Raw genomic sequence first — 23,898 nt, forward strand, 5'->3', positions numbered from 1 at the left:
GGCCAATCGGGCCAACAAGCGGTTGACCGTCCCGGGTTTCGTCTACGGCCCCGGGGCCGGTCCAACCAGCTGAGATCACCGTTGCGCCTCTCGCCTCCGCCGACCGGCGCCTTCGGCGCCCGCCGCGTCCTGCTCGCTCGTGCCGTCGCTGTCGCCGGTGAGACCGTCCCGGCCGAGCAGGTACTGCTCGACGAGATGGTTCCAGTCACAACCGAGGCACACCTCCACCACGAAGACCTGAAACTCACGCAGCGTCATCGCCAGCACTGGCAACTCGGTCAGTGTCCGAGCCTGGCCGGCGGACTGCTTGAGTTCGTCACCGTAAATGTAGTGGACCAGGGTCAGGTTTTCGCTGCGGCAGATCGGGCAGCGCCGGTCCGTCGGCTCTCCGTGGAACCGAGCGGCGTTCTTCAGGTACGGCGACGCGTCGCAGACGTCGTATGTGCCGACCCGGCCGGCCAGGAGCTCACGCAGCACTGCTCGCTTCTGAAGCGAGTAGTCGACGACCTGGCGCTGCGTACGCATGCGGAGAAGGGTACGCGGTCCGACCGGAGCAGGCGACCACGCTCACAATCCGTGACGACAGCATCTCGGTGCGGGGGTTTGCCCTGGCCCACGCGAACCGCTAACGTGCGATGTATCGGTCCGATACATCGCGGCGGTTACCGCTCCACGCCGGAGGGTAAAGAGAGGGTGGCCAGTGCTCGAGTTCGCCATCCTCGGCCTCCTGCAGGAGTCTCCGATGCACGGCTATGAGCTGCGCAAGGAGCTGACCGCCAAACTCGGCGCGATCCGGGCGGCGATCAGCTACGGCTCGCTCTATCCCACGCTACGCAGGCTGCAGGCGGCGGGATGGATCACCGAAGCTGCTGAGACACCCGCCACTGCCGAGGAGGTTCCCGCGCTGACCAGCCGACGAGGTCGGGTGGTCTACAAAATCACCGCGGAAGGCAAGGAACGCTTCGCCCAGCTGATCGCACAAGCCGGACCCGAGACGTACGACGACACGGGCTTCGGGGTGCACTTCGCGTTCTTCGCCCGAACCGACCAGGCGACCCGACTGCGCATTCTGGAGGGTCGCCGCCGCAAGATCGAGGAGCGTCGCGAAGGGCTTCGCGACGTGCTGGGCCGGGCGGCCGAGCGCCTCGACGCTTACACGCTGGAACTGCAGCGCCACGGCCTTGATGCCTGTGAGCGCGAGGTCCGCTGGCTGGAGGAGCTCATCGCCAACGAGCGCTCCGGCCGAGCCCCGACGGTCCCGAACATCGGGACAGCCGGCGGCCGACGAGAAGACAACAGCCCGCCTCCGCCTGGAGAGACCAGGAATGAGCGGCCGTGACAGAAAAGAAGGAGGCAGACGCTATGGGCTCCGTCCGCGTCGCCATCGTCGGTGTGGGTAACTGCGCCTCGTCCCTGGTTCAGGGCGTCGAGTACTACCGGAACGCCAACCCGAACGACCGCGTCCCGGGTCTCATGCACGTCGCCTTCGGCGACTACCACGTCAACGCCGTGGAGTTCGTCGCGGCATTCGACGTGGACGCCAAGAAGGTGGGCATGGACCTCGCGGAGGCGATCGTCGCCAGCGAGAACAACACCATCAAGCTCTGCGACGTGCCGCCGACCGGCGTCAGCGTGCAGCGCGGTCCGACCTTCGACGGTCTGGGCCAGTACTACCGCGAGATCGTCGAGGAGTCCGACGCCACCCCGGTCGACGTGACGCAGGCGCTGCGCGACGCGCGGGTCGACGTCGTCGTCTGCTACCTCCCGGTCGGCTCCGAGCAGGCCGCCAAGTTCTACGCCCAGGCCGCGATCGACGCCGGCTGCGCGTTCGTCAACGCCCTGCCGGTCTTCATCGCCTCCGACCCCGAGTGGGCCAAGAAGTTCGAGGACGCGGGCCTGCCGATCGTCGGTGACGACATCAAGAGCCAGGTCGGCGCCACCATCGTGCACCGCGCCCTCGCGAAGCTCTTCGAGGACCGCGGCGTCGAGCTGCTGCGCACGTACCAGCTCAACTTCGGCGGCAACATGGACTTCATGAACATGCTGGAGCGCAAGCGGCTGGTCTCGAAGAAGATCTCGAAGACCCAGTCGGTCACCTCGCAGATCCCGCACGAGATGAGCAAGAGCGACGTGCACATCGGCCCGTCGGACCACGTGCCGTGGCTGGACGACCGCAAGTGGGCGTACATCCGCCTGGAGGGCCGCTCGTTCGGTGACACCCCCCTCAACGCCGAGCTCAAGCTCGAGGTGTGGGACTCGCCGAACTCGGCCGGCGTCATCATCGACGCGGTCCGGGCCGCGAAGATCGCCCTGGACCGGAAGATCGGCGGCCCGATCCTGTCGGCCTCGTCGTACTTCATGAAGTCCCCGCCGGTGCAGTACGCCGACCACGACGCCCACCAGGCCGTCGAGGAGTTCATCGCCGGTGAGGTCACGCGCTGACGCGCTGAATCATCACGCACGTGGAAGGGCCGGGTCCGTGCGGACCCGGCCCTTCGCCGCGTTCAGCTCGACATCTCCAGGTACGGCGACAGCCGCAGCGCCAGCTCGTCGATCGAGTCGACCTCGCCACTGACCAGCGCGTCGGTCACTGCCATCCGCTCCTTCGCGGGCATGTTGAGGATCAGCCCAGCCTGTTCGAAACGGACGTCCGCAGCCCTCCAGGCGAGCCCGGCGTTCCACAAGTCAAGCGGACGCCAGAGCATGATCCCGTGGAGCAACGCGGCAGCCTGATCCAGGGTTGTCGGATAGACGGGACCATTGAGTAGATGGGCGTGTGGCCGGGCGGCAGCCGCGAAAAGGATGCCACCGTCGCGCACGACCGTGTGTGGGCCGGTGCTTTGTGCCATCAGGAGCAGTAGATCCTCCGCGTCCGGCCAGCGGTGCCTCACCGGTCGCCGAGCATTTCGTAGAACTCCGCGTTGCGCTCCTCCACCCGCTTGACCGCCCCACGGGTCCACTCGTCGCGCTCGCGGCGGTCCAGATATGCCTGGATCGCCACCTCGACGGTCTTGTGCATGGACCGCTGCTCGGCCTCGGCAAGCTCCTTGAGGCGCTGTTCGACTTCAGGCTTGAGCGTCAGGGTAAAGGCCATACCACTTTTGTATAGCTCCTCCGGTGGCACGTCAACCACGCTTGGCACTGCCTCTACCTCCTCATTCGTTGATCTCGGTTGCCGCTGGCAAGCCGCGCACCGATCAACGGCAGAGCGTGAAAGTCAGACACGGAGGACGGGGTATCGAAATGTGCAACAGCCATCACATGTCCATCCGCCGCGAAGCATCCGACGGGGTCAGGACCAGGCGTGTCGCAGGGCGACCCCGGCCTCCAACTCCAGCAGCTTGACCTTGCGGGGCAGGCCCCCACCGAAGCCGACCAGCTTGCCGCCCGCGCCGACGATCCGGTGACAGGGCACGATCACCGGGACCGGGTTGCGGTTGCAGGCCACTCCCACCGCCCGTGCCGCTCCGGGATCGCCGACCAGGCGCGCCACCTCGCCGTACGTCAGCGTCTCCCCGTAGGGGATCCGCGTCATCTCCCGCCACACAGCGCGCTCGAAGTCGGAGCCGCGCGGCACCGAAACCGGGACGGTGAACGCGGTCAGCTCGCCGGCGAAGTACGCCCGCAGCTCGTCGAAGGCCTGCCGGGACAGCGCGTCGCCGGGCTCGTTGGTGGCACCCTCGAGCCGGCCGAAATGGGCACCGCGGACGCTCGTGCCGTCGGTGGCGACGGAGAACTCACCGATCGGTGAGTCGAGCACGGCCCAGCGCATCCACCTATTCTCCCCCACGCGGACTCTCTCGCCGGCCCGGCCACCAGCCTCGGGCCGAGCGTCACTCCCGACCCGCATCGGTAGATCATCTTCACGCCCTGCCAGGGCGTTCGGCGTTGCGCGGCGTCGATACCGTCAAGGTCGTGGCAACGGGAACGCTCATCTTTCTGATCATCGGCGGGGCGGGCATCGGTGTGCTCGCGCTCGCCCTGCTCGGCACCGAGCTGTTCCAGTTCGGGCACGCCGACGTGGACGGGCCGATCTCGATCGAGACGGTCGCCGGCTTCGCCGGGGCGTTCGGGTTCGGCGCGGCCATCGTCAACGAACTACTCGGTGCTCGTACACCCGGCATGGTCGTCGGGGCGGTGGCCGGCGGCGTGCTCGCAGCCGTTCCCACCGGCTGGTTGGCGTCCCGGCTGGGTCGGGCGGCGCGGAACATGCGCACCGACCCCACCCCCACCCGCGACGACCTGGTCGGCGCGCTCGGCCTGGTCGTCACCCCGGTGCCGGCCAATGGGTACGGCGAGGTCCGCATTCGCCTCGCCGGCCAACCGGTCAAGCTCAGCGCCCGCGCGGACCAGCCGATCCCGCTCGGCGCCCAGGTCTTCGTCGTGCAGGCGCTCAGCGACACCAGCGTGCACGTAGAGACCTACTGATCTCCCCCTCATAGACGGGACTCCTCATATGGCCCTACTCATCGCCATCGGTGGCGCGGTCCTCCTCGCGCTCATCCTGGTGTTCTTCGTGCTCTCCCGGATCAAGGTGGCCGGCCCGAACGAGGCGTTCATCGTCACCGGTCGCAAGGGCCGCACCACCCAGACTGCCGACGGTGGGCGGTCCACCGACAACTCCGGGCAGAAGGTCGTGCTGGGCGCCTCGGTCTTCGTGCTGCCGGTGGTGCAGAAGCTGCAGTCGCTCGACCTGTCCAGCCGGCGGATCGACGTCGGCATCCGGGGCGCTGTCAGCAAGCAGGGCATCCGCGCCGACCTGCACGGTGTGGCGATCGTCAAGGTCGGCGGCACCGAGGACGCGATCCGGGCCGCCGCACAACGGTTCCTGCACCAGCAGGACGAGATCGACAACTTCACCAGGGAGGTGCTGGCCGGCGCGCTGCGCTCGATCGTCGGCCGGCTCACCGTCGAGGAGGTCATCCGGGACCGGGCGGCGTTCGCCAGCGCGGTCGCCGAGGAGGCCGAACACTCGATGACCAACCAGGGTCTGGTGTTGGACACCTTCCAGCTCCAGGACATCCTCGCCGAAGGCTCCTACCTTCAGGACCTGGGCCGCCCCGAGGCCGCCCGGGTGCTCAAGGACGCGGCGATCGCCGAGGCCCGGGCCCGGCAGCAGGCCGAGCAGGAGCGGCTGCTCGCCGAGGAGGCCATCGCCGAGGCCAACCGCAACCTGGCCCTCAAGCAGGCCGGCATCCAGGCCGAGATCGACGCGGCGAAAGCGAAGTCCGCGGCGGCCGGACCGCTCGCCCAGGCCGAGCGGGACCAGGCGATCCTCTCCGAACAGCAGAAGGTGGCCGAGCGCAACGCCGAACTCAAGCAGCGCCAGCTCGACACCGAGGTTCGCAAGCCGGCCGACGCGGCCCGGTACAAGGTGGAGCAGGAGGCCGAGGCGTCCCGAGCAGCGGCGGTGCTGCACGCCGACGCGCAGCGTCAGTCCGTCATCGCCGCCGCGCAGGCCTCCGCCGAGCAGGCCCGCCTCACCGGTGAGGGTGAGCGGGCCCGACGGGCCGCGCTCGCCGAGGCCAACGCCATCGAGGGTGCCAAGGAGGGTGAGGCCGAGCAGCGGCGACGCTCCGCCATCGCCGAGGCCGTGGAGCGGGAAGGCCAGGCCGAGGCCGCGGCCATCCTCGCCAAGGGTGAGGCCGAGGCCGACGCGATGGCGCGCAAGGCCGAGGCGTTCGCCGCGTACGGAGAGGCGGCCGTGCTGGACCTGCTGGTCAAGGTGCTGCCGCAGGTCGTCGAGGCGGCCAGCGCGCCGATCGGAGCGATCGACAAGATGACGGTCATCTCCACCGACGGCGCGTCGTCGCTCACGAAGTCGGTGGCCGGCAACGTGGCCCAGGGCCTACAGCTCGGCAGCGATCTCACCGGGATCGACCTGCCCGGCCTGCTGGCACGGCTGGGTGCCGGACGGACCGACGCCACCGCTCCGGCCACCGGGGTCGACACGGTGGACGGCAGCACCGTCTCGCGCTGAGCCCGAGGGACCGGCCGAGCGTCAGGGCTCTGGTCGGCACCGGATGACCCACGAACGACCGGCGCCCGCCGGCACCGCCTCCCGAGGGAGGGGTGCCGGCGGGCGCCGGTGGTAATTCCGTGGCTGGTTCAGGCGAGGTTCATGGAGAAGCGCTCGCCCGCCGAGAGGCCGAGGTCCGGAGCCGAGTAGTTGGGGTCCTTGTTCGGGATCAGCTGGCTGGTGCCGGCGCTGCCGGCACTGACCGCCTGCTCGTCGACGTACGCGAAGATCCAGCCCGACCCGTCAGTGGTCCCGACACCCCGGTGCCAGAAGTTGAAGACCTCCCAGTCATCGATTGCGGGGGCCGAAGCAAGGATCGGCTTCGATCCGGCACCGGTCGCCGAGACCCACTTGCCGTTGGCCAACGAACGCAGGCCGAAGTAGCCGTAGTAGTCCAGATCGAACAGCTCGAACTTCTCCCAGGTACTCACCGACGCGACCAACGGGATCAACGGCTTGCTCCCGGCACCGTCGGCGGAGACGTACTTGCCGCTGACGGCCGATTTGAAGCTGACGATCAGGTTCGTTTCGAGGTCGAACTTCTCCCAGGTGCTGGCGTTCACCGCGCTGGCAACCAGCGGGCCACCGTTGTTGGGCGCACTGACGTACTTGTTGTTGACGGTGGCCTTCAGGCTCACCGTGCCGTCGATCTGGTGAACCAGCTGGAACCTCTCCCAGGTGCTCACCGACGTGGCTGTGGCGATCAGCGGCTTGCTGCCGGCACCGGTGGCACTGACGTACTTGCCGTTGACGTTCGCCCGCAGTGCGACCAAGCCGTTGCCGGCGTCGACGATGTCGAGCTTCTCCCAGCCGCCCAGCACTGGGCCGACGGCGGCCAGAGGCTTGCTGCCCGCGCCGTCAGCGGAGACGAAATAGCCGTTGGAACGTGCCAGCAGGCCGTGCGAGGTGCGCGCCGGAGAGAGGGCCGACGCGACGTTGAGCAGACGGTCCACCCCGCCCTGCGGGTTCAGCACCGCGCCAGCGAGCCCTCGGGTCACGATCGTGTTGCGCACCTGCGACGGGGACCACGTCGGGTTCGACTGAAGCAGCAGCGCAGCGGCTCCGGCCACGTGCGGCGCCGCCATCGAGGTCCCGCTGGAGGCCACCGACCCGTCGGTGGTCCCGTTTGCCGCCGAGACGATGTCCACGCCCGGAGCCCAGACGTCGACACACGGACCGTAGTTCGAATCGAATTCCTCGGTCACGGCCCGACGGTCGAACCTGTCGGTGGCTCCGACGGTGATCGCCGCCGACACCCTGGCCGGGCTGTACGCGCAGGCATCGTCTGCATCGTTGCCGGCGGCCACCGCGTAGGTGAGACCGGTGGCGATGGAGTTGCTGACCGCGTTGGGGATCGCCGGGTAGTCCGGGTTATACGGCGCGCCGAGGCTCATGTTGACCACGGCAGGCTTCTGCGCATTGGCGGTCACCCAGTCGATCCCGGCCAGGACCTGCTCGGTGGTGCCACCACCACTGCAGTCGAGGACCCGGACGGCGACCAGGTTGACGTTCTTGGCCACGCCGTATTTGGTGCCGCCGACGGTGCCCGCCACGTGCGTGCCGTGACCGTCGCAGTCCTGTGCCACAGTGTCCTGGTCGACCGCGTCGTAGCCGTACGAGGCACGGCCACCGAAGTCGCTGTGACTGATGTCGATGCCGCTGTCCATGATGTACGCGTTCACCCCGGCACCGGTGTTGGGGTAGGTGTAGCTGCCACTCAGCTTGGGCGAAACCTGATCGATCCGGTCCAGGCCCCAGGAGGGGGGCGCGCTCTGCGTCCCGCTCCCTTGGAAGCGGACCACCGGCTCCACGGATGCGACATCCGGGTCGGCGGCCAGCCGGCCGGCCTGCTTCGCGGTCATCGCGGCGGAGTAGCCGTTGACGGCGTTGCTGTACAGCCGACGGACGCTGCCGCCGTTCTTCGTGGCCAGGGCCGAAGCCGCTGCCTTGATTTTGGCCGGGGTGGTCTTCTTGTTCTTGAAGACCACGATGTAGCGATCCGCTACGACCTCGACGGGCTTGGCTTTGGACAACCGGCTGTCCGGCTTGGGGGCGGTCAACTTGCTCGCGGGCTTCGGCGCCAGCGGAGCGGACGGTTCGGCCATGGCGGCCCCACCGGTCGCGGCGCTGACGATGATGGTTGCGGAGGCGAGAACAAGGCTCGCCACCGCCGAGCGGCGTAGCACGCCACGGCGTTTCACTAGATGATCTCCCCGTTTGGTCGTCGCCCGTCCAATCCGGAGGGCCGGACGGGCGGTGGGGTCGGCGGCGGTGTCGATGGACCGGTAGCCGACGGACGCCCAGCAATCATGGACGACGATGAAAGCGCTACACCTCAGCCATTCGGTCGATCCGCTCGCGTTTCGTCGTCGACCGGACAGCTGTGCATCGCCGTCAGCCACGTCCTGCGAGTGACGGCTCCCGCCACCCCACGACGGATCGCGCTACACGACAAGCATCGAGGTCGAGCGCGTCAGTTGAGGATGCCCTCGGCGCGGGCCCAGCGCAGCAGCTCCGCCTCGGCGGCGTCGCGGTCCAGCGGGCCGTGCTCGAGGCGTTGCTCCTTGAGGTGCTTCCAGGCCCGCCCGACCACCGGCCCCGGCGGTACGCCGAGCAGCTCCATGATCGCGTTGCCGTCCAGGTCGGGTCGAACCCGCGCCAGGTCTTCCTCGGCCTCGATCCGGGCGATCCGATCCTCCAGCGCGTCGTAGTCGGCCGCGAGTTGGGCGGCCTTGCGCCGGTTGCGGGTCGTGCAGTCGGAGCGGGTCAGCTTGTGCAGGCGGGGCAGCAGGTCACCGGCGTCGGCGACGTAGCGGCGCACCGCCGAGTCGGTCCACTCGCCCCGCCCGTACCCGTAGAAGCGCAGGTGCAGCGCGACCAGCGCGGTCACCTGCGCGGTGACGTCCTTCGGGTAGCGCATCGCCTTCATCCGGGCCTTGGTCAGCCGGGCGCCGACCACCTCGTGGTGGTGGAAGCTGACCCGGCCGTCGGACCCGACCGCCTTCGTCGCCGGCTTGCCCACGTCGTGCAGGAGGGCGGCCATCCGCAGGATGAAGTCGCAGCCCCCCTCCTCGTAGGAGACCGCGTTCTCGACGACCGTCAACGTGTGCTCGTAGACGTCCTTGTGCTGGGCGTGCTCGTCGATCTCCAGCTTCAGCCCGGTCAGCTCCGGCAGGAACCGCTCGGCCAGCCCGGTGTCGACCAGCAGCCGCAGCCCGGTGATCGGGTCCGCGCCGCAGAGCAACTTGGTGAACTCGTCGCGGATCCGCTCGGCGGTGATCCGGTCCAGGTCGGCGGCCATCTCGGTCATCGCCAGGTGCACGTCGGGGTGCACGGCGAAGCGGAGCTGCGCGGCGAACCGGGCGGCCCGCAGCATCCGCAGCGGGTCGTCGCCGAACGACTCACCAGGCGTGCTCGGGGTACGGATCACCTTGGCCGAGAGATCGTCCAGCCCACCGTGCGGGTCGGTGAACCGGTGGGCCGGCAGGCTGACCGCCATCGCGTTGATCGTGAAGTCGCGCCGCTTCAGGTCCTCGTCGAGGCTGGTGCCGTACACCACCACCGGGTTGCGGCTGACCTGGTCGTACGATTCAGCACGGAACGTCGTGATCTCCAGTCGGAGGCCGTCGCGCTGAGCGCCGATGGTGCCGAACTCCCGACCGGTCTCCCAGATCGACTCGGCCCAGCCCTTGATGATCCGCAGGGTCTCGTCGGGGTGCGCGTCGGTGCAGAAGTCGAGGTCATCCCCGAGTCGGCCGAGCAGGGCATCCCGCACCGAACCGCCCACCAGGTGCAACTCGTGACCGGCGCGGACGAAGCGGCGGCCCAACTCGTCGGCGACCGGGGACACCCGGAGCAGTTCGGCGACGGCGTTGCGCTGCGCGGCGGTGAGTTCGCGGCGGTCGGCGGCGTGAGGAGCGGAGGCTTCGGACATGGGATCACCAGCTTATCGGGCAGGGGTGTGATCCGATCCGCCGGGCGCGGGTAACGGGTGGGGGTTGACTATGGTCTGTGGCGTGCGGGTCGGTGTCCGGCTCGACGTACCCCTGGGAGGCTGGAGATGAGCGGCGGGCTCTACCGCAGCGCCAACGCCACGCCGGACGGTAACGTGCCGCCGGCTGACGGGGCGATCTTCATCTCCGCGGAGCCGCTGAACCAGCCTGCGGTGGAGGCGACGGCACCCCCGCCCGAGGTCGTCGGCGAGACCAGCGCGGCCGCCAACAGCGCGGTCATGGCCGTCGGCAGTCTGGTGAGCCGGGGCACCGGCTTCATCCGGAACCTGATGATCGGCGCCGCCCTCGGCAACCTGATCGGCAACGCCTACACGACAGCCATCTTCCTCCCCAACCAGGTGTACGAGTTCCTGCTCGGCGGGGTGCTCACCAGCGTGCTGATCCCGGTGCTGGTCCGTCGGCGCAAGAGCGACCCGGACCGGGGCGAGGCGTACGCCCAACGGTTGCTCAGCCTCGCGGTGCTGGCGTTGGCGGTGGCGGCCCTGATCGCGGTGGCGTCGGCGTCCTGGCTGACTGCCATCTACGCCAGCGGCAAGGACGAGGCCTACACCACACTGATCACACGCCTGTCGTGGCTGATCCTGCCGATGCTGTTCTTCACCGGTGTCAGCGCGTTGATCGCAGCGGTGCTGAACACCAGGGGTCACTTCGCCGCGCCGATGTGGGCTCCCATCCTCAACAACCTGGTGGTCATCGGCGTCTTCGGTCTCTACATCCTGGTCTACGGGGCGAAGGGACTACAGCCGTCGGAGATGGACGCCGGCCGGATCCTGCTGGTCGGTGGTGGGACCCTGCTCGGCGTGGCGGTGCAGACCGCCGGGCTGTTGCCGGCGCTGCGCAAGGTCGGCTTCCGCTGGAAGTGGCGGTTCGACTTCCGCGAGCTGGGGCTGCGCGAGCTGGCCCAGCTCGGGGCCTGGATGTTCTGCTACGTGGCGGTCAACCAGCTCGGCCTCTTCGTGGTGGTCAATCTCCTCACCCGGGCCGCGGGCACGGACCAGGCCGGCATCCTGATCTACAACAACGTCTTCCTGCTGCTGATGATGGCCCACGGCATCATCGCCGTCTCGATCATCACCGCGCTGATGCCCCGGATGGCAGCCGCCGCAGCCGACGGGCGGTTCCACGACGTCACCGCAGACCTCTCCCGAGGTGTCCGGATGGTGTCGGCGGTGCTCGCGCCGATCGCGGTCTGCTACGCGGTGCTGTCCACCCCGATCTCGGTGGTCGTCTTCCGGTACGGCGCGTTCAGCGCCGAGAACGCGTCAGCCACGTCCACCGTGCTGCTGTTTGCCGCGATCGCCCTGGTGCCGTTCGCGATCAGCCAGCTCTTCACCTTTGCCTTCTACGCCCTGCCGGACACCCGTACGCCCGCCCTGATCAACATTCCGGTGGTGGCGCTGCGGGTCGGCGTGCAGATCGTGCTGTTCGCCGCGTTCGCGGCGCACTTCGCGGCGGCCGGAATGATGATCGGCAACGCGGTCTCCTACGTGGCGGCGGCTGTCGCGTCCGCCTGGTTGCTCCGGCCTCGGGTCGGCCGGATCGGCCTGGGCGCCATCATGCGTACCCTCGGCCGGGTCGTGGTCGCCGCACTCGGAGCGGCGCTGGTCGGATGGTTGGTGATCACCCTGCTGCCCGGCGGCGACGTGCCGAGCTGGTTCGAGGCGGCGACCCAGCTCGTGATCGGCGGCGTGGTGATCGGCGCTACCTATCTGGGCCTCGCCATGCTGCTGAAGATCGGCGAGATCACCGAGGTGGTCGGGATGGTTCGCCGACGTCTCGGTCGCTGAACGTCCGCATTCGATTACAACAAGTTGGCACTCATACCGAATGTGACTACGGATCACCAGGCTGGGGATGCGCCTGTGGATAACTCCGCGATTCGCCGGTCAACCGCCGCTTCGGCCTGTGGATAACCAACCGTACGGCTGAGGGTGGCGACCCGATCGGTGGGAACGTACGAGGCAGCGCGAGCGCCACGCCAGCCCAGCCCCGGCGTCGGTCACTTGCGGTGAAGCCGTAGATTAGCTAGTACATGTGCCAGCAACGTGGCTGACAACGGTCGTAACCGGACGAGCTCTTCGACTGCCGGAAACCCCGCCAGGTACGGCGGGAAGATGACATGTCGGAGTGACGGGCAACCCGGGTAAGGTCGCTCTCGACGGGTACGGCAGGGGCCGACGCTGGGCGTCGACACCGGTCGGCCGGTTCCTTCAACGGCAGAGCGGGAAGCCACATGCCCAGCAGTTCGGGTTCATCGATCGACACGATCACCGAGGGAGGACGGGTGACCCAGGTCGGCGAGGGTCAGGAGGCGGACGAAAGCGCTCCTCCGGTCATGACCTTCGGTGCTCCCACGGCCGGTGAAGTCCTCGCCGAGCGGTACGAACTGGTTGAGCACATCAACAACGACAGTGCGGGTCGGCTGGTCTGGCGCGGGGTCGATGTCATCCTGCGCCGTCCCGTTGCCGTGGTGCTGCGTTACCCGGGTGGCGACTCCGCCACCGAGATGCTTCAGGCCGCCGTCGCGGCCAGCCGGGTCATCCACCCCAACCTGGTCGGCGTCTACGACGCGATCGACGAGGCCGACCGGGCGTACGTGGTGCGCGAGTGGGTCGACGGGCAGTCCCTGCGCGACCTGGCGACCGATGGCCCCCTGGACCCGGCTCGGGCCACAGCGATCGGCAACGCCGTCGCGAGCGCGCTCGCCGCGGTGCACGCCACCGGCATGGTGCACGGCAACGTCCACCCCGGCACCGTCATGATCAGTGATGAGGGCCGGGTGGTCCTGGCCGACGCCCGCACCGACGGCGCCGACAGCCAGGAGAACGACATCCGGGCGGTCGGCGGTGTCCTCTACTTTGCGCTGACCGGCTCCTGGCCGCACGCCGAGGCACCACTGCACGGCGCCACCGCCGGCCACGGCCGCGCCGCCATCCCGGACGCTGTTCGGGACGCCGGGGGTGCCATCGCGGCACCGCGCCAGGTCCGGGCGGGCGTTCCGGCGTACCTGGACGACCTGACCATGGACCTGCTCGACGCCGAGATCGCGCCGCCGTCCTCCGACGTGCTCGCCGCGGAATTGGCGCGACTGGACGTGCCGGCCGAGGACGAGCACTACCTCGACAACAGCGGGCCGCTGCGGTTCGCCGCCGAAACCGGGGAAGAGCCGTCACCGCTGGCCGCGGCCGGGGGCCGCAAGGTCGCCGTCGGGATCGCTGGTCTGCTGGCCGTCGCCCTGGTCGGTCTGCTGATCGGGATCATCGCCTTGGGCGGCGACGACAAGGACCCGCAGTCCAATCCGGTCGCCGCGCCGACCTCCAGTGCCCCGGCCGGCGACGCCACCCCGGCCGCCGCGACGGCCCGCAAGCTGACGGTGAAGAACGTCCGGATCATCGACCCGGACAGCAAGGACCGCAGCGAGATCGACGGCGCCGACAAGGTCATCGACGGCGACGAGGACAAGGGCTGGGAGACCGAGACCTACCGGGACCGGCCCAACTTCGGCAACCTGAAGAAGGGCATGGGCGTCTGGATCGACCTCGGCCAGCCGCACACCGTCAAGTCGGTGCAGGCAGTGCTGTCGGCCACCAACGCGTCCGCCCAGCTGCTCGCCGGCACTACCAACCCGCCGTCCAGCTCCAACGGTGACAAGCAGTTGGTCGCGAGCTACAAGACCGCCATCGGCCAGCCGTTCGAGGACCACGACGGCACCACCATGACGTTCAACGGCTTCGACGCCGACCAGAAATACCAGTACCTGCTGTTCTGGATCACCGAGTTGGCTCCGGCCGAGGGTGGGTTCAAGCTGGGGGTGCAGGAGATTACGGTCCAGGGGTCGTGAGCCGGGCACCACGATCCGGGCATCGCACGTACTGGACGCGGTGATGGACGAGCGCGCCGCCGCAAGAGACCTGGAGCTGCTGCGCGCGCACGTCGCCGGAGATCGGGACGCCTTCACCGAACTGTTCCACCGGCACCGGGACCGGCTGTGGGCGGTGGCCCTGCGGACGCTCGGCGACCGCGAGGAGGCAGCCGACGCACTCCAGGACGCCCTGCTGTCGGCGCATCGGGCTGCGGCCCGCTTCCGCGGCGACTCCGCCGTCACCACCTGGCTGCACCGGATCGTGGTCAACGCCTGCCTGGACCGGATCCGACGCCGGCAGGCGCACCCCACCGTGCCGCTGCCGGACGGCAACCGGGCCGACGACGGCACCGGTGGGCTCGAGCCGGCGGCACCGGCAACGGACCACGACACGGTGCTGGTGGTCCGCGAGGCGCTCGCCGCGCTGCCCCTTGAGCAACGCGCGGCGCTGGTGCTGGTCGACGTACAGGGCTATCCGGTCGCCGAGGTCGCCCGCATCCTCGGTGTCGCCGAGGGCACTGTGAAGAGCCGGTGCGCTCGGGGCCGGGCGCGGCTGGCCGTGCTGCTCGGGCATCTCCGCCCGGCCACCGTCGCGACGCCTTCGGCCCGACCGGACCCCACCGCCCCGATCACGGGCGTGCCCGGCGTCACGCCGGGGAACCCCGGCCCGGTGGAGGGCGTCGGATCGGGGTCAGGTCGATACCGGCGGGACGCCAACCAGGAGGACACGTGACGACCGAGGGGTTCCGGGAGGTCGACATCGACCTCCTCGCTGACTACCTCGGCGGGGCGTTGGAGGGCACCCCGCAGCAGGACGAGGTCGCTCGACTGGTCTCCGCGGACCCGTCCTGGGCCGAGGCGTACGCGCTGCTGGCCCCCGCTGTGACCGAGGTCCGTACGGACCTGACCCGCTGGGCCGAGCCGTCCCCGGAGATGCCGTCGACGATCACCGACCGCCTCCTGGCCGCGTTGGCCAGCGCGGGGCCGACGACCGACACCTCGACCGAGGAGGCACCCGCCGGCGCGCTCAGCGTCGATCGGGACGGCGACGCGGCGACGCCGTTTGTCGTACCGGCGCAGGGCGGGGCCGGTCGCCGGCCTCCCGTCCCCACGCCCGGCGGGTCGGGGCGCGGGGCGTCCACCGGCCCGGGCCGCCGGCAGCGCGGCTGGGCCCGCCGTGGCGCACCCGTGGCCGCCGCCGCGATCGCCGTCATCGCCGTCGCGCTGGGCCTCAACCAGCTTTCGATGCGGGCGTCGGACGACTCGGGTGGCACCAACGCCATGAACCAGCCGGCCAGCGCGCCGGAGGGCGTCGCGGGGGCCGGGACGGCCCGCACCACCGGGCCGGCACTGCGCAGTGGTACGAACTACAGCCCGCAGACCCTCGGCAACGCCTACGGCACGGACGCGCCAAGCACATCGGCTGCCACCCGGGCGACCGACAACACTCCGGGTGAGCAGCCGGAGGTGCATGCCGAGGACGAGCGCCGTCCCTCTCCCGACGGTTCGGACCAGCTCGCCCGGCTGACCGACGAGGCCGCGCTGACCAGCTGTCTGGCCAGCGTCGCGACGGAGCACGGATCGACCCCACTGGTGGTCGAGGTGATCGACTACGCCCGGTTCCAGGGCGATCAGGCGTTGGTCATCCACTTCACCGACGCGAGCGGCGCCCGGTGGGCCTGGGTGAGTGGCCCGGAGTGCGGGGTGCCCGGGTCCGGCTCGGACAGCCGGTATTCGGCGCGGGTAGGGTGAATCCACGGTCAATGGCACGATGCCCCTCCACGTGACCTGACCCACCGGATGCCCGGCTAGGGAATCCCCGGTTCGTACGATGACGTTCTGGAAGTCAGCTGCCGGCTCCACCCAGGCGTCGGCGACTCGGATCGGCATCGGTGCTCACGCCGACGCCGAACACACACAACTCGGGAGACGGCAGTGGACGAGGTCCGCAACCTGATCATCATCGGCTCCGGGCCGGCCGGCTACACAGCGGCGGTCTACGCCGCACGTGCCAACCTGAAGCCGCTGATCATTGAGGGCGTGCAGTCCGGTGGCGCGCTGATGACCACGACCGAGGTGGAAAACTTCCCCGGCTTCGCGGACGGCATCCTCGGCCCCGAGCTGATGGACAACATGCGCAAGCAGGCCGAGCGGTTCGGCGCCGAATTCCTCACCGACGACGTGACCCGGGTGGAGCTGGTGGACACCGGCGACGCCGGCTCCGACTCGGTGAGCACCGTCTGGGTCGGCGAGACCGCCTACCGGGCCCGATCGATCATTCTCTCCACCGGTTCGGCCTGGCGTCCGCTGGGCGTGCCCGGCGAGCAGGAGTTCCTCGGCCACGGCGTCTCCTCCTGCGCCACCTGCGACGGCTTCTTCTTCCGCAATCAGCACATCGTGGTCGTCGGCGGCGGCGACTCGGCGATGGAGGAGGCCAGCTTCCTCACCCGCTTCGCCGAATCGGTCACCATCATCCACCGCCGCGACTCGTTCCGGGCCAGCAAGATCATGGCTGAGCGGGCGTTGAGCAACGAGAAGATCAAGGTCGAGTGGAACAGCGCCGTCGAGGAGATCCTGGGCGACGACGGCAAGGTCACCGGCGTACGGGTCCGCAACGTGCACACCGGTGACACCAAGGTGATGGACGTGACCGGCGTCTTCGTCGCCATCGGTCACGACCCCCGCAGCGAGCTCTTCCGTGGTCAGGTCGAGATGGACGACGAAGGCTACGTCAAGGTCCAGGCCCCCAGCACCCGCACCAACATCCCCGGCGTCTTCGCCGCCGGTGACCTGGTCGACCACACCTACCGTCAGGCGATCACCGCGGCCGGCACCGGTTGTGCCGCAGCGCTCGACGCCGAGCGGTTCATCGCGACGCTCAGCTGAAACAAGGAACACATCCCGGAGGAGGGGCATAGTGGGAACAACCAAGGCCGTCACCGACAAGAGCTTCGTCGCTGACGTGCTGCAGGCCGACAAGCCGGTGCTGGTGGACTTCTGGGCGGAGTGGTGCGGGCCGTGCCGCAAGGTGTCGCCGCTGCTGGAGGAGATCGCCCGGGAGATGGGTGACCAGGTCACCATCGTCAAGCTCAACATCGACGAGAACCCGGAGACCGCTCGGGCCTACCGGGTGATGTCGGTGCCGACGCTCACCGTCTTCAAGAACGGCCAGCCGGTGCAGTCGATCGCCGGTGCCAAGCCGAAGGGCGAGCTGGTCCGGCTCATCGAATCGGCCCTCTGACCAGCAGAAACATCAACCGAACCCCGCACCCGCTCGCCGGGTGCGGGGTTCGGTGTCTTCCCGGCCGTACCGCCGACGGATTTCTCGGCCCCAGCCACCTCGCCGCCCCGGAACGCATAGCCTCAAGCCTGGGCCGCCCGGCCAGCCAGCGTCGTGCAGAGGGGGTCGTGCGTGCGTCCGATCCGACCCGGTGACCGGGGACCCGCGGTCACGGAGATCCGTACCATCCTGACCGGCCTCGAACTGCTCGCCGCCGCCGGCCCGCAAACCGACGAGTTCGACCTCGACACCGAGCGGGCGGTCCGCGCGTTCCAGCAGTCGCGCGGGCTCAGTGTGGACGGCCGGGTCGGCGCGGAAACCTGGCGCGCCCTGGATGCCGCCCGTTGGCGGCTCGGCGCCCGCACCCTCTACCACGCGGTCCCCGAGCCGCTCACCGGCGAGGATGTCCGGTCGCTACAGGAGCGGCTGCTGGAGATGGGGTACGACGTGGGCCGCGCGGACGCGATCTACGGTGTCCGGACGTCGCGGGCGGTGGCCCAGTTCCAGCGTGAGGTAGGGCTCACCCCGGACGGATCCTGCGGCCCACACACCATGAACGCGCTCCGCCGCATCGGCCGCAAGGTGGTCGGTGGCCGCCCGCAGTGGCTCCGCGAATCCGACGCGATCCGGCAGTCCGGGCCGGCGTTGGTCGGCAAGACGGTCGTCATCGACCCGGGGCACGGCGGCACCGACCCCGGGATGGTGGTGCCCGACGGCTCACTGCGCTGGACCGAGGCGGACCTGGTGCACGACCTGGCCAGCCGACTGGAGGGACGACTCGCCGCCTCCGGCGTGCGGGTGCAGCTCACCCGGGGCCCGTCGCCCGACAGTTGCCTGCCGGACACCGACCGGGCCCTGCTCGCCAACTCGCTCGGCGCCGACGTGTTCATCTCGCTGCACCTGGACGGCCACGCCAACCCGGATGCGGAGGGCGTCGCGACCTACCACTACGGCACCGACAACGGGGTGACCTCGGCGACCGGTGAACGCCTGGCCGGGCTGGTACAGCGGGAGATCGTCGCTCGCACCGGGCTGCGGGACTGCCGTACCCACGCCAAGACGTGGGAGTTGCTGCGACTGACGCGGATGCCCGCCGTCCGGGTCGAGGTCGGCTACCTTACCTCGCCGACGGACCGCGCCCACCTTGTCGACCCTCGGTTCCGGGACCGGGTGGTGGAGGCGATCGTGGCCGCGGTGCAGCGGATGTACTACCCGATCGAGCGAGACGTCCCGACCGGATCGCTCGACGTCAGCGAACTGCGAGCCGTGGTGGCCGCCGGCACCGTGGTGGACTGATCCGCCGCCGGGCGTCAGCCGTTTGTGGAGCGGGTGGCCGGGGCCGGGCGGACCGGCCGGAGCAGGGTCTCCGGGCTCATCGACCCGAGCAGTTTCTCCAGCGCGTACTCGACGTCAGACTTCCAGCTCAGCGCCGTACGCAGCTCGAGACGCAGCCGAGGGAAGCGCGGATGCGGACGTACGGTCTTGAAGCCCACGGAGAGGAAGAAGTCGACCGGGGCCACGCAACCGCCGGCCGGGTCATCCGCATCGCCGAACTTGGCGTCGCCGAACGCCTCGATCGCCTTGATCCCACGCTTGGTCAGATCCCGGGCGACACCCTGCACAAGCATCCGGCCCAACCCGCCGCCGGAGAACGCGGCGACCACGTTGGCCGTCATCAACAGTGCCGCGTCCGCGGAGACCGGTGAGGTAGGGAACGCCATCGAACGGGGCACGTAGGCGGGCGGGGCGTACATCACGAAGCCGGCCGGCATGCCGTCGACGTACGCGAGCTTGCCGCAGGAGCCCCACTCCAGCAGCGTCTGGGAGACCCATGCCTCCTTCTCCAGGCCCGGATCGCCAGCGGCGCAGGCCCGGTCCGCGGAAACCGGATCGAGCTCCCAGTAGACGCACTGCCGGCACGGGCGCGGGAGGTCTTCCAACGTGTCGAGGGTCAGGCTGACCAGACGTCGCGACATATGGCGCATCCCCACAATAGGCTCGGTGGTGAGACCGGCATGGAACGACAGCGCCGCCTTCCTGCCCCGACGAGCGATCGTACGCCGCCGATCGGCGATACGGGAGGGGACGCGCGAATGCCCACCGCAACGGGGGCGCCGAGGACGGTCCGCCATGTGGTCGATCTGCTGCGGCACCGCGGCGGCACGACTCTTGCGGACTAGGATCGACAATCGGTGTGCCCGCCGCCATGGTCAGCGGTGTGCGGGGTACCCGGGGCGGAGCCACTCGAGCAGCGATCGAGGTGAGGTCATGACCGGCACGACACTCGACGACTACACCGACCGGTACGCCCGGCGGGTACGCGGGATGACCGCCTCCGAGATCCGAGCATTGTTCGCGGTGGCCAGTCGTCCGGAGGTCGTCTCGCTCGCCGGTGGCGCACCGTACATCGCCGCCCTTCCGCTGGACGCGGTCGGCGAGATGCTCGGCCGGCTCGGCTCCGAGCACGGCGTGACCACCCTTCAGTACGGCATTGGTCAGGGCACCCTCGAGCTGCGCGAGCGGATCTGCGAGGTGATGTCGCTCTCCGGGATCGACGCCGCTTGCGGTGCCTCCCCGGAGGACGTCGTGGTCACAGTGGGCGGGCAGCAGGCACTGGACCTGGTGGCCCGGCTCTTCCTCGACCCCGGTGACGTGGTGCTCGCCGAGGGGCCGACGTACGTCGGTGCGCTCGGCGTGTTTCAGGCCGCCCAGGCGCAGGTCGTCCACGTACCGATGGATGCGGACGGGCTGATCCCGGAGGCGCTGGAGACGGCCATCGCCGACCTGGCCCGCGCGGGCCAGCGGGTCAAGTTCCTCTACACGATCCCCACCTACCAGAACCCGACCGGCGTGACGCTCAGCGACGAGCGCCGGGAACGGGTGCTCGACATCTGCGAGCGTGCCGGCCTGCTCGTCGTCGAGGACGACCCGTACGGCCAGCTGGGGTTCGAGGGTGAGGCCCCGGCCCCCCTGCGGGCCCGCCGCCGCGACGGCGTCTTCTACCTCAGCACCTTCTCCAAGACCTTCGCCCCCGGCCTGCGGGTCGGCTGGATCCTGGCGCCGCACGCGGTCCGCGACAAACTGGTCATCGCCAGCGAGGCGCAGATCCTCTGCCCCAGCGGTTTCGCCCAGGCCGCGGTGGCCACCTACCTGAGCACGATGCCCTGGCGGCAGCAGCTCAAGGTCTACCGCGAGGTCTACCGGGAACGCCGCGACGCCCTGCTCGACGCGATGGCCGACCTGATGCCCGAGGGCACCAGCTGGACGACCCCGGCCGGCGGTCTCTTCGTGTGGGCCAGCCTGCCCGACGGGCTCGACTCGAAGGCCATGATGCCGCGAGCGGTCGCCGCCCGCGTCGCCTACGTTCCCGGCACCGGCTTCTACGCCGACGGCACCGGCACCGACGCCATGCGACTCAACTTCAGTTTCCCGCCGCCGGAGCGGATCCGCGAGGGCGTCCGCCGGCTCGCCGGGGTGATGGAGCAGGAGATCGCGATGCGCCGGGTCTTCGGTGCCGTGGGTGGCGCCGCCGGCCGACGCGGCCGGGCCGGCTCCGACGTGCCCGGGCCCGACTTGGCATGATGCCGGCATGGCTACGACCGCCGAGCGCCTCCTCGTGACCGATTCCGCCATCTCGGCCGACCTGCGCGTCGTGGTGCTCGCGGGTGGGCTCTCCTACGAACGGGACGTGTCGCTGCGCTCCGGTCGTCGGGTGCTCGACGCGCTGCGCGCCGTCGGGGTGGAGGCCGAGTTGCGGGACGCGGACGTGGCGCTTCTGCCGTCGCTCGCGGCCGACCCGCCGGACGCGGTGGTGATCGCACTGCACGGCGCGACCGGCGAGGACGGCTCACTGCGCGGGGTGCTGGATCTGTGTGACGTCCCGTACGTCGGCTGCGACGCTCGGGCCTCCCGGGTCGCCTGGGACAAGCCCTCGGCCAAGGCGGTGCTCCGCGAGGCCGGCATCCCCACCCCCGACTGGGTCGCGCTCCCGCACGATCGTTTCTCCGAACTCGGCGCGGTCGCCGTCCTGGACCGGATCGTCGACCGTCTGGGCGTACCCCTGATGGTGAAGCCGGCGCAGGGCGGGTCCGGGCTGGGCGGGGCGGTGGTCCGGGACGCCTCCGCGCTGCCCGCCGCGATGGTCGGCTGCTTCGCGTACTACTCCACGGCGCTTGTGGAGCGGTACGTGCCGGGGATGGATGTGGCGGTCTCCGTCGTCGACCTCGGCGACGGCCCGCAGGCGCTGCCGCCGGTGGAGATCGTGCCGCGCAACGGCGTGTACGACTACGCCGCCCGCTACACCGCAGGGCGGACCACCTGGCACGCCCCCGCCCGGCTGGACCCGGAGGTGGCTGCCACTGTCGCTGACGTGGCCCTCGCCGCGCACACCGCGCTCGGTCTACGGGATCTCTCCCGCGTCGACGTGATCGTGGACGCGGCTGGCCAGCCGCACGTGCTGGAGGTCAACGTCTCGCCGGGCATGACGGAGACGTCGCTGCTACCGCTCGCCGTGCAGGCCGCCGGGCTGGACTTCGGCCGACTCCTCGGCACCCTGGTCGCCCGAGCAGCCGCCCGCCTCACCAAGCACTGACCTACCCGCCAACCCGCTCGCCGAGCGAACCATCCGCCGGACGACCGTGAGGTTGGCCTGTCGGGGTCAACCGCACGGTCGATTCCAGTTCAGTGGGTCGCGCGTACATCGGGTGTGCCGCTGCCGTTGGTGCGCGCGGCAGCGCCCGGAGTGCCGGTGGCCCTCTCGGGGGCGGTCTTGCTGACGGCCTCTCCGGATGCGCCCCCGGTGGCCGGGGCGGACTCGGCCGGGTCGGCGAAACCAGCTTCGTCGGCGCTTCCGCTCGCCGGGCCGACGTGGGGCCCGCCGGTGGGCGTCTCCGCTGAGCCGACGACGTGCGGCCCGCCGGTGGGCTTTTCCGCTTGGCGGATGTGGAGTCCATCGGTGGCCGTCGTGGCGGCGCCGCCCGATGCCGCGCTGCCAGATGCCGTGTCGGTGGAGTCCCGGGTGCCGGAGGCCGGGATGCCGGGCAGATTGGTGGCGGATGCCCTCCGAGAGGGCTCAGCCGCCGGACCGCTACCCGTGACCGACCGGGTGGGTTCAGCCGCGTGGTCGGTGACGGTGGCCGTCGTCGAGCCGGCGCCGGCGTCCGGGTCGACGACCGGTTCGGCCCGGGGTCCGCTGTCGGCGTCGGTCGGATCAGGGGTGGAGTCGAGAGCTGGCTCCGGGATCTCCTCCGCCGCCTCGATGACCGAGACCGCCTCCGTCCCGGCTGCTGCCGCCGAGGCGGCCTCCGCTGCGGCAGCGGCATCCGCGGCAGCGGACTGAGCCAGCAGACTGGACGGCGCCTGCCACTGGATGCGGGGCGGCTCGGCGAGCGGGCGGCCGCCGAACTCGGCGAGCCAGGCCGCGACGAGCGCCAGATTTTCCCGCCACTGCGCCTCGGAGATCGGCGGCAGGATCGAGTCCCACAGGGACAGGAACGTGCCCCGCAGTTGAAGCCGGCCGTACGGACGGGCGAGGAACCACATGTGCAGATGAGCCGAGCCGTCGCCCCAGCGATTGACGTGCACCCGTGCCACGCCGTCGAGCGACCGGATGGCCCGCTCCAGACGTACGGTCATTACCCCCAGCTCGGCGGCCAGGAGGTTCGGCAGGTCGCCGAGGTCGAGGTGGGTGCGCGATTCCAGGATGAGCACCATGGGCAGGCCGGTGGGCCGGTCCATGGCGCGGACCCGCCACCGCTCGCCCACCCAGATGTAGGCGTCGTCGGGTGCGTTGCAGGCGGTGCATTCCCGGAGACCCTCGCCCTTCCGGGGCGGCTCGACCGGGACCGGATCATCGAGTTGCTTCACGTGGAGGTCACCCTCGAAGGGAAATGACGGCCACTGGGTGAAGTCCGGGACTGAGGGAGGGTTGTCGTGCACGACGCTGACCCTAACCGAGTCTGGCACCGCTGTCCCTACCTGTTCGAGCGGTCGCGGGCCACCGGATCGGTGCCCATCGTCGACCGGGTGCGCGTGGTCGCGCGGGTACCGAGAGGCGATATCCACAGGCTGCCGAGATCCTGAACACAGGCCGTCATCCACAGGCTCACACCCGCTCCCACGCGCTGTTTCACGTGAAACGGGGGGTGCCTGTGGACAACCGGTGTGGATAACTTTTCGGCCAGTCGGTCGTTGTCCGCGAACCGCCAGATCGGCGAGGTCGGTGGCCACCGAACAAGGAATCGGACCGGTGCGCACTGATCCGCTTCGCGTGCCACCGCCAGCGCGGTATCCAGCCACCGACGACCACCCGCTGGCTCATTTGGCACACGTCGACGGCGACGACATGGCTCGTTTGCGGGCCCCCGCCCATACAGACCTCGACCCGTGCACCCCCCGCGGTCCGGACGCCCGAACGCTCCGGATGGGCCGGGGACGGGAGACCGAATCGCGGCACCGACGTTGAGCGCCTGGGGCAAGGAGTCGACTCCGCTTGGCCAGCCACTCCGACCTCCAGGGTTTTCGATCGTGCCGGCGGGCCACCAACTCGGTTTCACGTGAAACCGCGCGCCGGGTGGGCAGGCGATCCGGCGGTCCGGGGTCGGGCTCCCGCTGGACTACCGCTCGTACATCCAGTTCTGCGGCCCGACGGCCCGACGGCCCGACGGCCCGGCGGCCCGACGGCCCGGCGGCCCGGCGGGCCGGTGGCCCCACGCCTTCGGTGGAA

The 23,898-nt window shown here is 70.0% G+C and carries 20 protein-coding genes and 1 pseudogene; 13 read left to right on the forward strand and 8 right to left on the reverse strand.

The genetic code is table 11. The annotated features are described in order from the left end of the window. Positions 1-75: 75 nt before the first annotated feature. The gene (locus OHB44_RS00825) at positions 76-525 is read right to left on the reverse strand and encodes a DUF5318 domain-containing protein (RefSeq protein WP_030487681.1); all 450 of its coding nucleotides are present in this window, start codon (positions 523-525) and stop codon (positions 76-78) included. A gap of 175 nt (positions 526-700) precedes the next feature. On the opposite strand from OHB44_RS00825, the gene OHB44_RS00830 reads away from it, so the two are divergent. Together OHB44_RS00830 and OHB44_RS00835 are read left to right on the forward strand one after the other, a co-directional pair. Further along, positions 701-1,339, forward strand: coding sequence for a PadR family transcriptional regulator (locus OHB44_RS00830; protein ID WP_030331823.1), 639 nt, complete (start codon positions 701-703; stop codon positions 1,337-1,339). A 23-nt stretch (positions 1,340-1,362) separates the two neighbouring features. Continuing rightward, positions 1,363-2,442, forward strand: coding sequence for an inositol-3-phosphate synthase (locus OHB44_RS00835; RefSeq protein ID WP_238687617.1), 1,080 nt, complete (start codon positions 1,363-1,365; stop codon positions 2,440-2,442). Positions 2,443-2,504: 62 nt separating this feature from the next. On the opposite strand, the gene OHB44_RS00840 is transcribed toward OHB44_RS00835, so the two are convergent. The 3 genes from OHB44_RS00840 to OHB44_RS00850 all read right to left on the reverse strand — a co-directional run bounded on the left by OHB44_RS00840 (position 2,505) and on the right by OHB44_RS00850 (position 3,772). Beyond that, positions 2,505-2,849: a hypothetical protein gene (locus OHB44_RS00840; protein ID WP_238687618.1), complete on the reverse strand. Its 345-nt coding sequence runs from the start codon at positions 2,847-2,849 to the stop codon at positions 2,505-2,507. 38 nt (positions 2,850-2,887) lie between these two features. Beyond that, positions 2,888-3,094, reverse strand: a complete 207-nt coding sequence (locus OHB44_RS00845) for a ribbon-helix-helix protein, CopG family (RefSeq protein WP_238687619.1) — start codon at positions 3,092-3,094, stop codon at positions 2,888-2,890. A gap of 198 nt (positions 3,095-3,292) precedes the next feature. Then, positions 3,293-3,772 carry a methylated-DNA--[protein]-cysteine S-methyltransferase gene (locus tag OHB44_RS00850; RefSeq protein ID WP_238687620.1) on the reverse strand — a complete coding sequence of 160 codons (480 nt, stop codon included), beginning with the start codon at positions 3,770-3,772 and terminating at the stop codon, positions 3,293-3,295. A gap of 98 nt (positions 3,773-3,870) precedes the next feature. Between OHB44_RS00850 and OHB44_RS00855 the strand changes: the two genes are divergently transcribed. Both OHB44_RS00855 and OHB44_RS00860 read left to right on the forward strand, forming a co-directional pair. After that, positions 3,871-4,428 (forward strand): hypothetical protein, encoded by a 558-nt coding sequence (locus OHB44_RS00855; RefSeq protein ID WP_372488438.1) that lies wholly within the window; start codon positions 3,871-3,873, stop codon positions 4,426-4,428. A 28-nt stretch (positions 4,429-4,456) separates the two neighbouring features. Then, positions 4,457-5,980: a flotillin family protein gene (locus OHB44_RS00860; RefSeq protein WP_266304110.1), complete on the forward strand. Its 1,524-nt coding sequence runs from the start codon at positions 4,457-4,459 to the stop codon at positions 5,978-5,980. Positions 5,981-6,108: 128 nt separating this feature from the next. On the opposite strand, the gene OHB44_RS00865 is transcribed toward OHB44_RS00860, so the two are convergent. Both OHB44_RS00865 and OHB44_RS00870 read right to left on the reverse strand, forming a co-directional pair. Beyond that, positions 6,109-8,220: a S8 family serine peptidase gene (locus OHB44_RS00865; RefSeq protein WP_330439377.1), complete on the reverse strand. Its 2,112-nt coding sequence runs from the start codon at positions 8,218-8,220 to the stop codon at positions 6,109-6,111. 272 nt (positions 8,221-8,492) lie between these two features. After that, positions 8,493-9,953, reverse strand: coding sequence for a CCA tRNA nucleotidyltransferase (locus tag OHB44_RS00870; protein ID WP_238687624.1), 1,461 nt, complete (start codon positions 9,951-9,953; stop codon positions 8,493-8,495). Positions 9,954-10,079: 126 nt separating this feature from the next. Here OHB44_RS00870 and murJ point away from each other — a divergent pair, with 126 nt between their 5' ends. The 7 genes from murJ (at position 10,080) to OHB44_RS00905 (ending at position 18,470) form a co-directional block, all read left to right on the forward strand. Next, on the forward strand, positions 10,080-11,819 hold the full coding sequence (murJ, locus tag OHB44_RS00875) for a murein biosynthesis integral membrane protein MurJ (RefSeq protein WP_238687625.1): 1,740 nt from the start codon (positions 10,080-10,082) through the stop codon (positions 11,817-11,819). A gap of 446 nt (positions 11,820-12,265) precedes the next feature. Beyond that, a complete protein-coding gene (locus tag OHB44_RS00880) occupies positions 12,266-13,873 on the forward strand; it encodes a protein kinase family protein (protein WP_238687626.1) in 1,608 nt (535 codons plus the stop codon). 43 nt (positions 13,874-13,916) lie between these two features. After that, a complete protein-coding gene (gene sigM, locus OHB44_RS00885) occupies positions 13,917-14,627 on the forward strand; it encodes an RNA polymerase sigma factor SigM (protein ID WP_238687627.1) in 711 nt (236 codons plus the stop codon). Continuing rightward, the gene (locus OHB44_RS00890; protein ID WP_330439379.1) at positions 14,624-15,646 is read left to right on the forward strand and encodes a hypothetical protein; all 1,023 of its coding nucleotides are present in this window, start codon (positions 14,624-14,626) and stop codon (positions 15,644-15,646) included. The genes sigM and OHB44_RS00890 overlap by 4 nt, the downstream gene beginning before the upstream one ends. A gap of 183 nt (positions 15,647-15,829) precedes the next feature. Next, the gene (trxB, locus tag OHB44_RS00895; RefSeq protein ID WP_330439380.1) at positions 15,830-16,780 is read left to right on the forward strand and encodes a thioredoxin-disulfide reductase; all 951 of its coding nucleotides are present in this window, start codon (positions 15,830-15,832) and stop codon (positions 16,778-16,780) included. A gap of 31 nt (positions 16,781-16,811) precedes the next feature. Continuing rightward, on the forward strand, positions 16,812-17,135 hold the full coding sequence (gene trxA, locus OHB44_RS00900) for a thioredoxin (protein ID WP_030331849.1): 324 nt from the start codon (positions 16,812-16,814) through the stop codon (positions 17,133-17,135). Between the two features lie 171 nt (positions 17,136-17,306). Continuing rightward, positions 17,307-18,470 carry an N-acetylmuramoyl-L-alanine amidase gene (locus OHB44_RS00905; RefSeq protein WP_266304106.1) on the forward strand — a complete coding sequence of 388 codons (1,164 nt, stop codon included), beginning with the start codon at positions 17,307-17,309 and terminating at the stop codon, positions 18,468-18,470. Between the two features lie 14 nt (positions 18,471-18,484). On the opposite strand, the gene OHB44_RS00910 is transcribed toward OHB44_RS00905, so the two are convergent. Next, complete coding sequence (locus OHB44_RS00910) at positions 18,485-19,150, reverse strand: GNAT family N-acetyltransferase (protein ID WP_091396576.1); 666 nt, start codon at positions 19,148-19,150, stop codon at positions 18,485-18,487. Positions 19,151-19,442: 292 nt separating this feature from the next. On the opposite strand from OHB44_RS00910, the gene OHB44_RS00915 reads away from it, so the two are divergent. Together OHB44_RS00915 and OHB44_RS00920 are read left to right on the forward strand one after the other, a co-directional pair. Further along, the gene (locus tag OHB44_RS00915; RefSeq protein ID WP_238687631.1) at positions 19,443-20,756 is read left to right on the forward strand and encodes an aminotransferase-like domain-containing protein; all 1,314 of its coding nucleotides are present in this window, start codon (positions 19,443-19,445) and stop codon (positions 20,754-20,756) included. A 7-nt stretch (positions 20,757-20,763) separates the two neighbouring features. Next, a complete protein-coding gene (locus OHB44_RS00920) occupies positions 20,764-21,765 on the forward strand; it encodes a D-alanine--D-alanine ligase family protein (protein ID WP_238687632.1) in 1,002 nt (333 codons plus the stop codon). A gap of 754 nt (positions 21,766-22,519) precedes the next feature. On the opposite strand, the pseudogene OHB44_RS33400 reads toward OHB44_RS00920, so the two are convergent. Beyond that, positions 22,520-23,111, reverse strand: a pseudogene (locus OHB44_RS33400) (hypothetical protein); the annotation flags it as partial. Positions 23,112-23,898: the final 787 nt, after the last annotated feature.

The organism is Micromonospora sp. NBC_00821 (assembly GCF_036347035.1).
Lineage (GTDB): Bacteria > Actinomycetota > Actinomycetes > Mycobacteriales > Micromonosporaceae > Micromonospora > Micromonospora hortensis.

What these genes read in the sequence shown, in the direction of transcription:
- OHB44_RS00825 (WP_030487681.1), bottom strand. Translation starts at nt 525, where the DNA reads ATGCGTACGCAGCGCCAGGTCGTCGACTACTCGCTTCAGAAGCGAGCA.
- OHB44_RS00835 (WP_238687617.1), top strand. Translation starts at nt 1,363, where the DNA reads ATGGGCTCCGTCCGCGTCGCCATCGTCGGTGTGGGTAACTGCGCCTCG.
- OHB44_RS00840 (WP_238687618.1), bottom strand. Translation starts at nt 2,849, where the DNA reads ATGGCACAAAGCACCGGCCCACACACGGTCGTGCGCGACGGTGGCATC.
- OHB44_RS00845 (WP_238687619.1), bottom strand. Translation starts at nt 3,094, where the DNA reads ATGGCCTTTACCCTGACGCTCAAGCCTGAAGTCGAACAGCGCCTCAAG.
- OHB44_RS00850 (WP_238687620.1), bottom strand. Translation starts at nt 3,772, where the DNA reads ATGCGCTGGGCCGTGCTCGACTCACCGATCGGTGAGTTCTCCGTCGCC.
- OHB44_RS00860 (WP_266304110.1), top strand. Translation starts at nt 4,457, where the DNA reads ATGGCCCTACTCATCGCCATCGGTGGCGCGGTCCTCCTCGCGCTCATC.
- OHB44_RS00870 (WP_238687624.1), bottom strand. Translation starts at nt 9,953, where the DNA reads ATGTCCGAAGCCTCCGCTCCTCACGCCGCCGACCGCCGCGAACTCACC.
- murJ (WP_238687625.1), top strand. Translation starts at nt 10,080, where the DNA reads ATGAGCGGCGGGCTCTACCGCAGCGCCAACGCCACGCCGGACGGTAAC.
- OHB44_RS00880 (WP_238687626.1), top strand. Translation starts at nt 12,266, where the DNA reads ATGCCCAGCAGTTCGGGTTCATCGATCGACACGATCACCGAGGGAGGA.
- sigM (WP_238687627.1), top strand. Translation starts at nt 13,917, where the DNA reads ATGGACGAGCGCGCCGCCGCAAGAGACCTGGAGCTGCTGCGCGCGCAC.
- OHB44_RS00910 (WP_091396576.1), bottom strand. Translation starts at nt 19,150, where the DNA reads ATGTCGCGACGTCTGGTCAGCCTGACCCTCGACACGTTGGAAGACCTC.
- OHB44_RS00915 (WP_238687631.1), top strand. Translation starts at nt 19,443, where the DNA reads ATGACCGGCACGACACTCGACGACTACACCGACCGGTACGCCCGGCGG.
- OHB44_RS00920 (WP_238687632.1), top strand. Translation starts at nt 20,764, where the DNA reads ATGGCTACGACCGCCGAGCGCCTCCTCGTGACCGATTCCGCCATCTCG.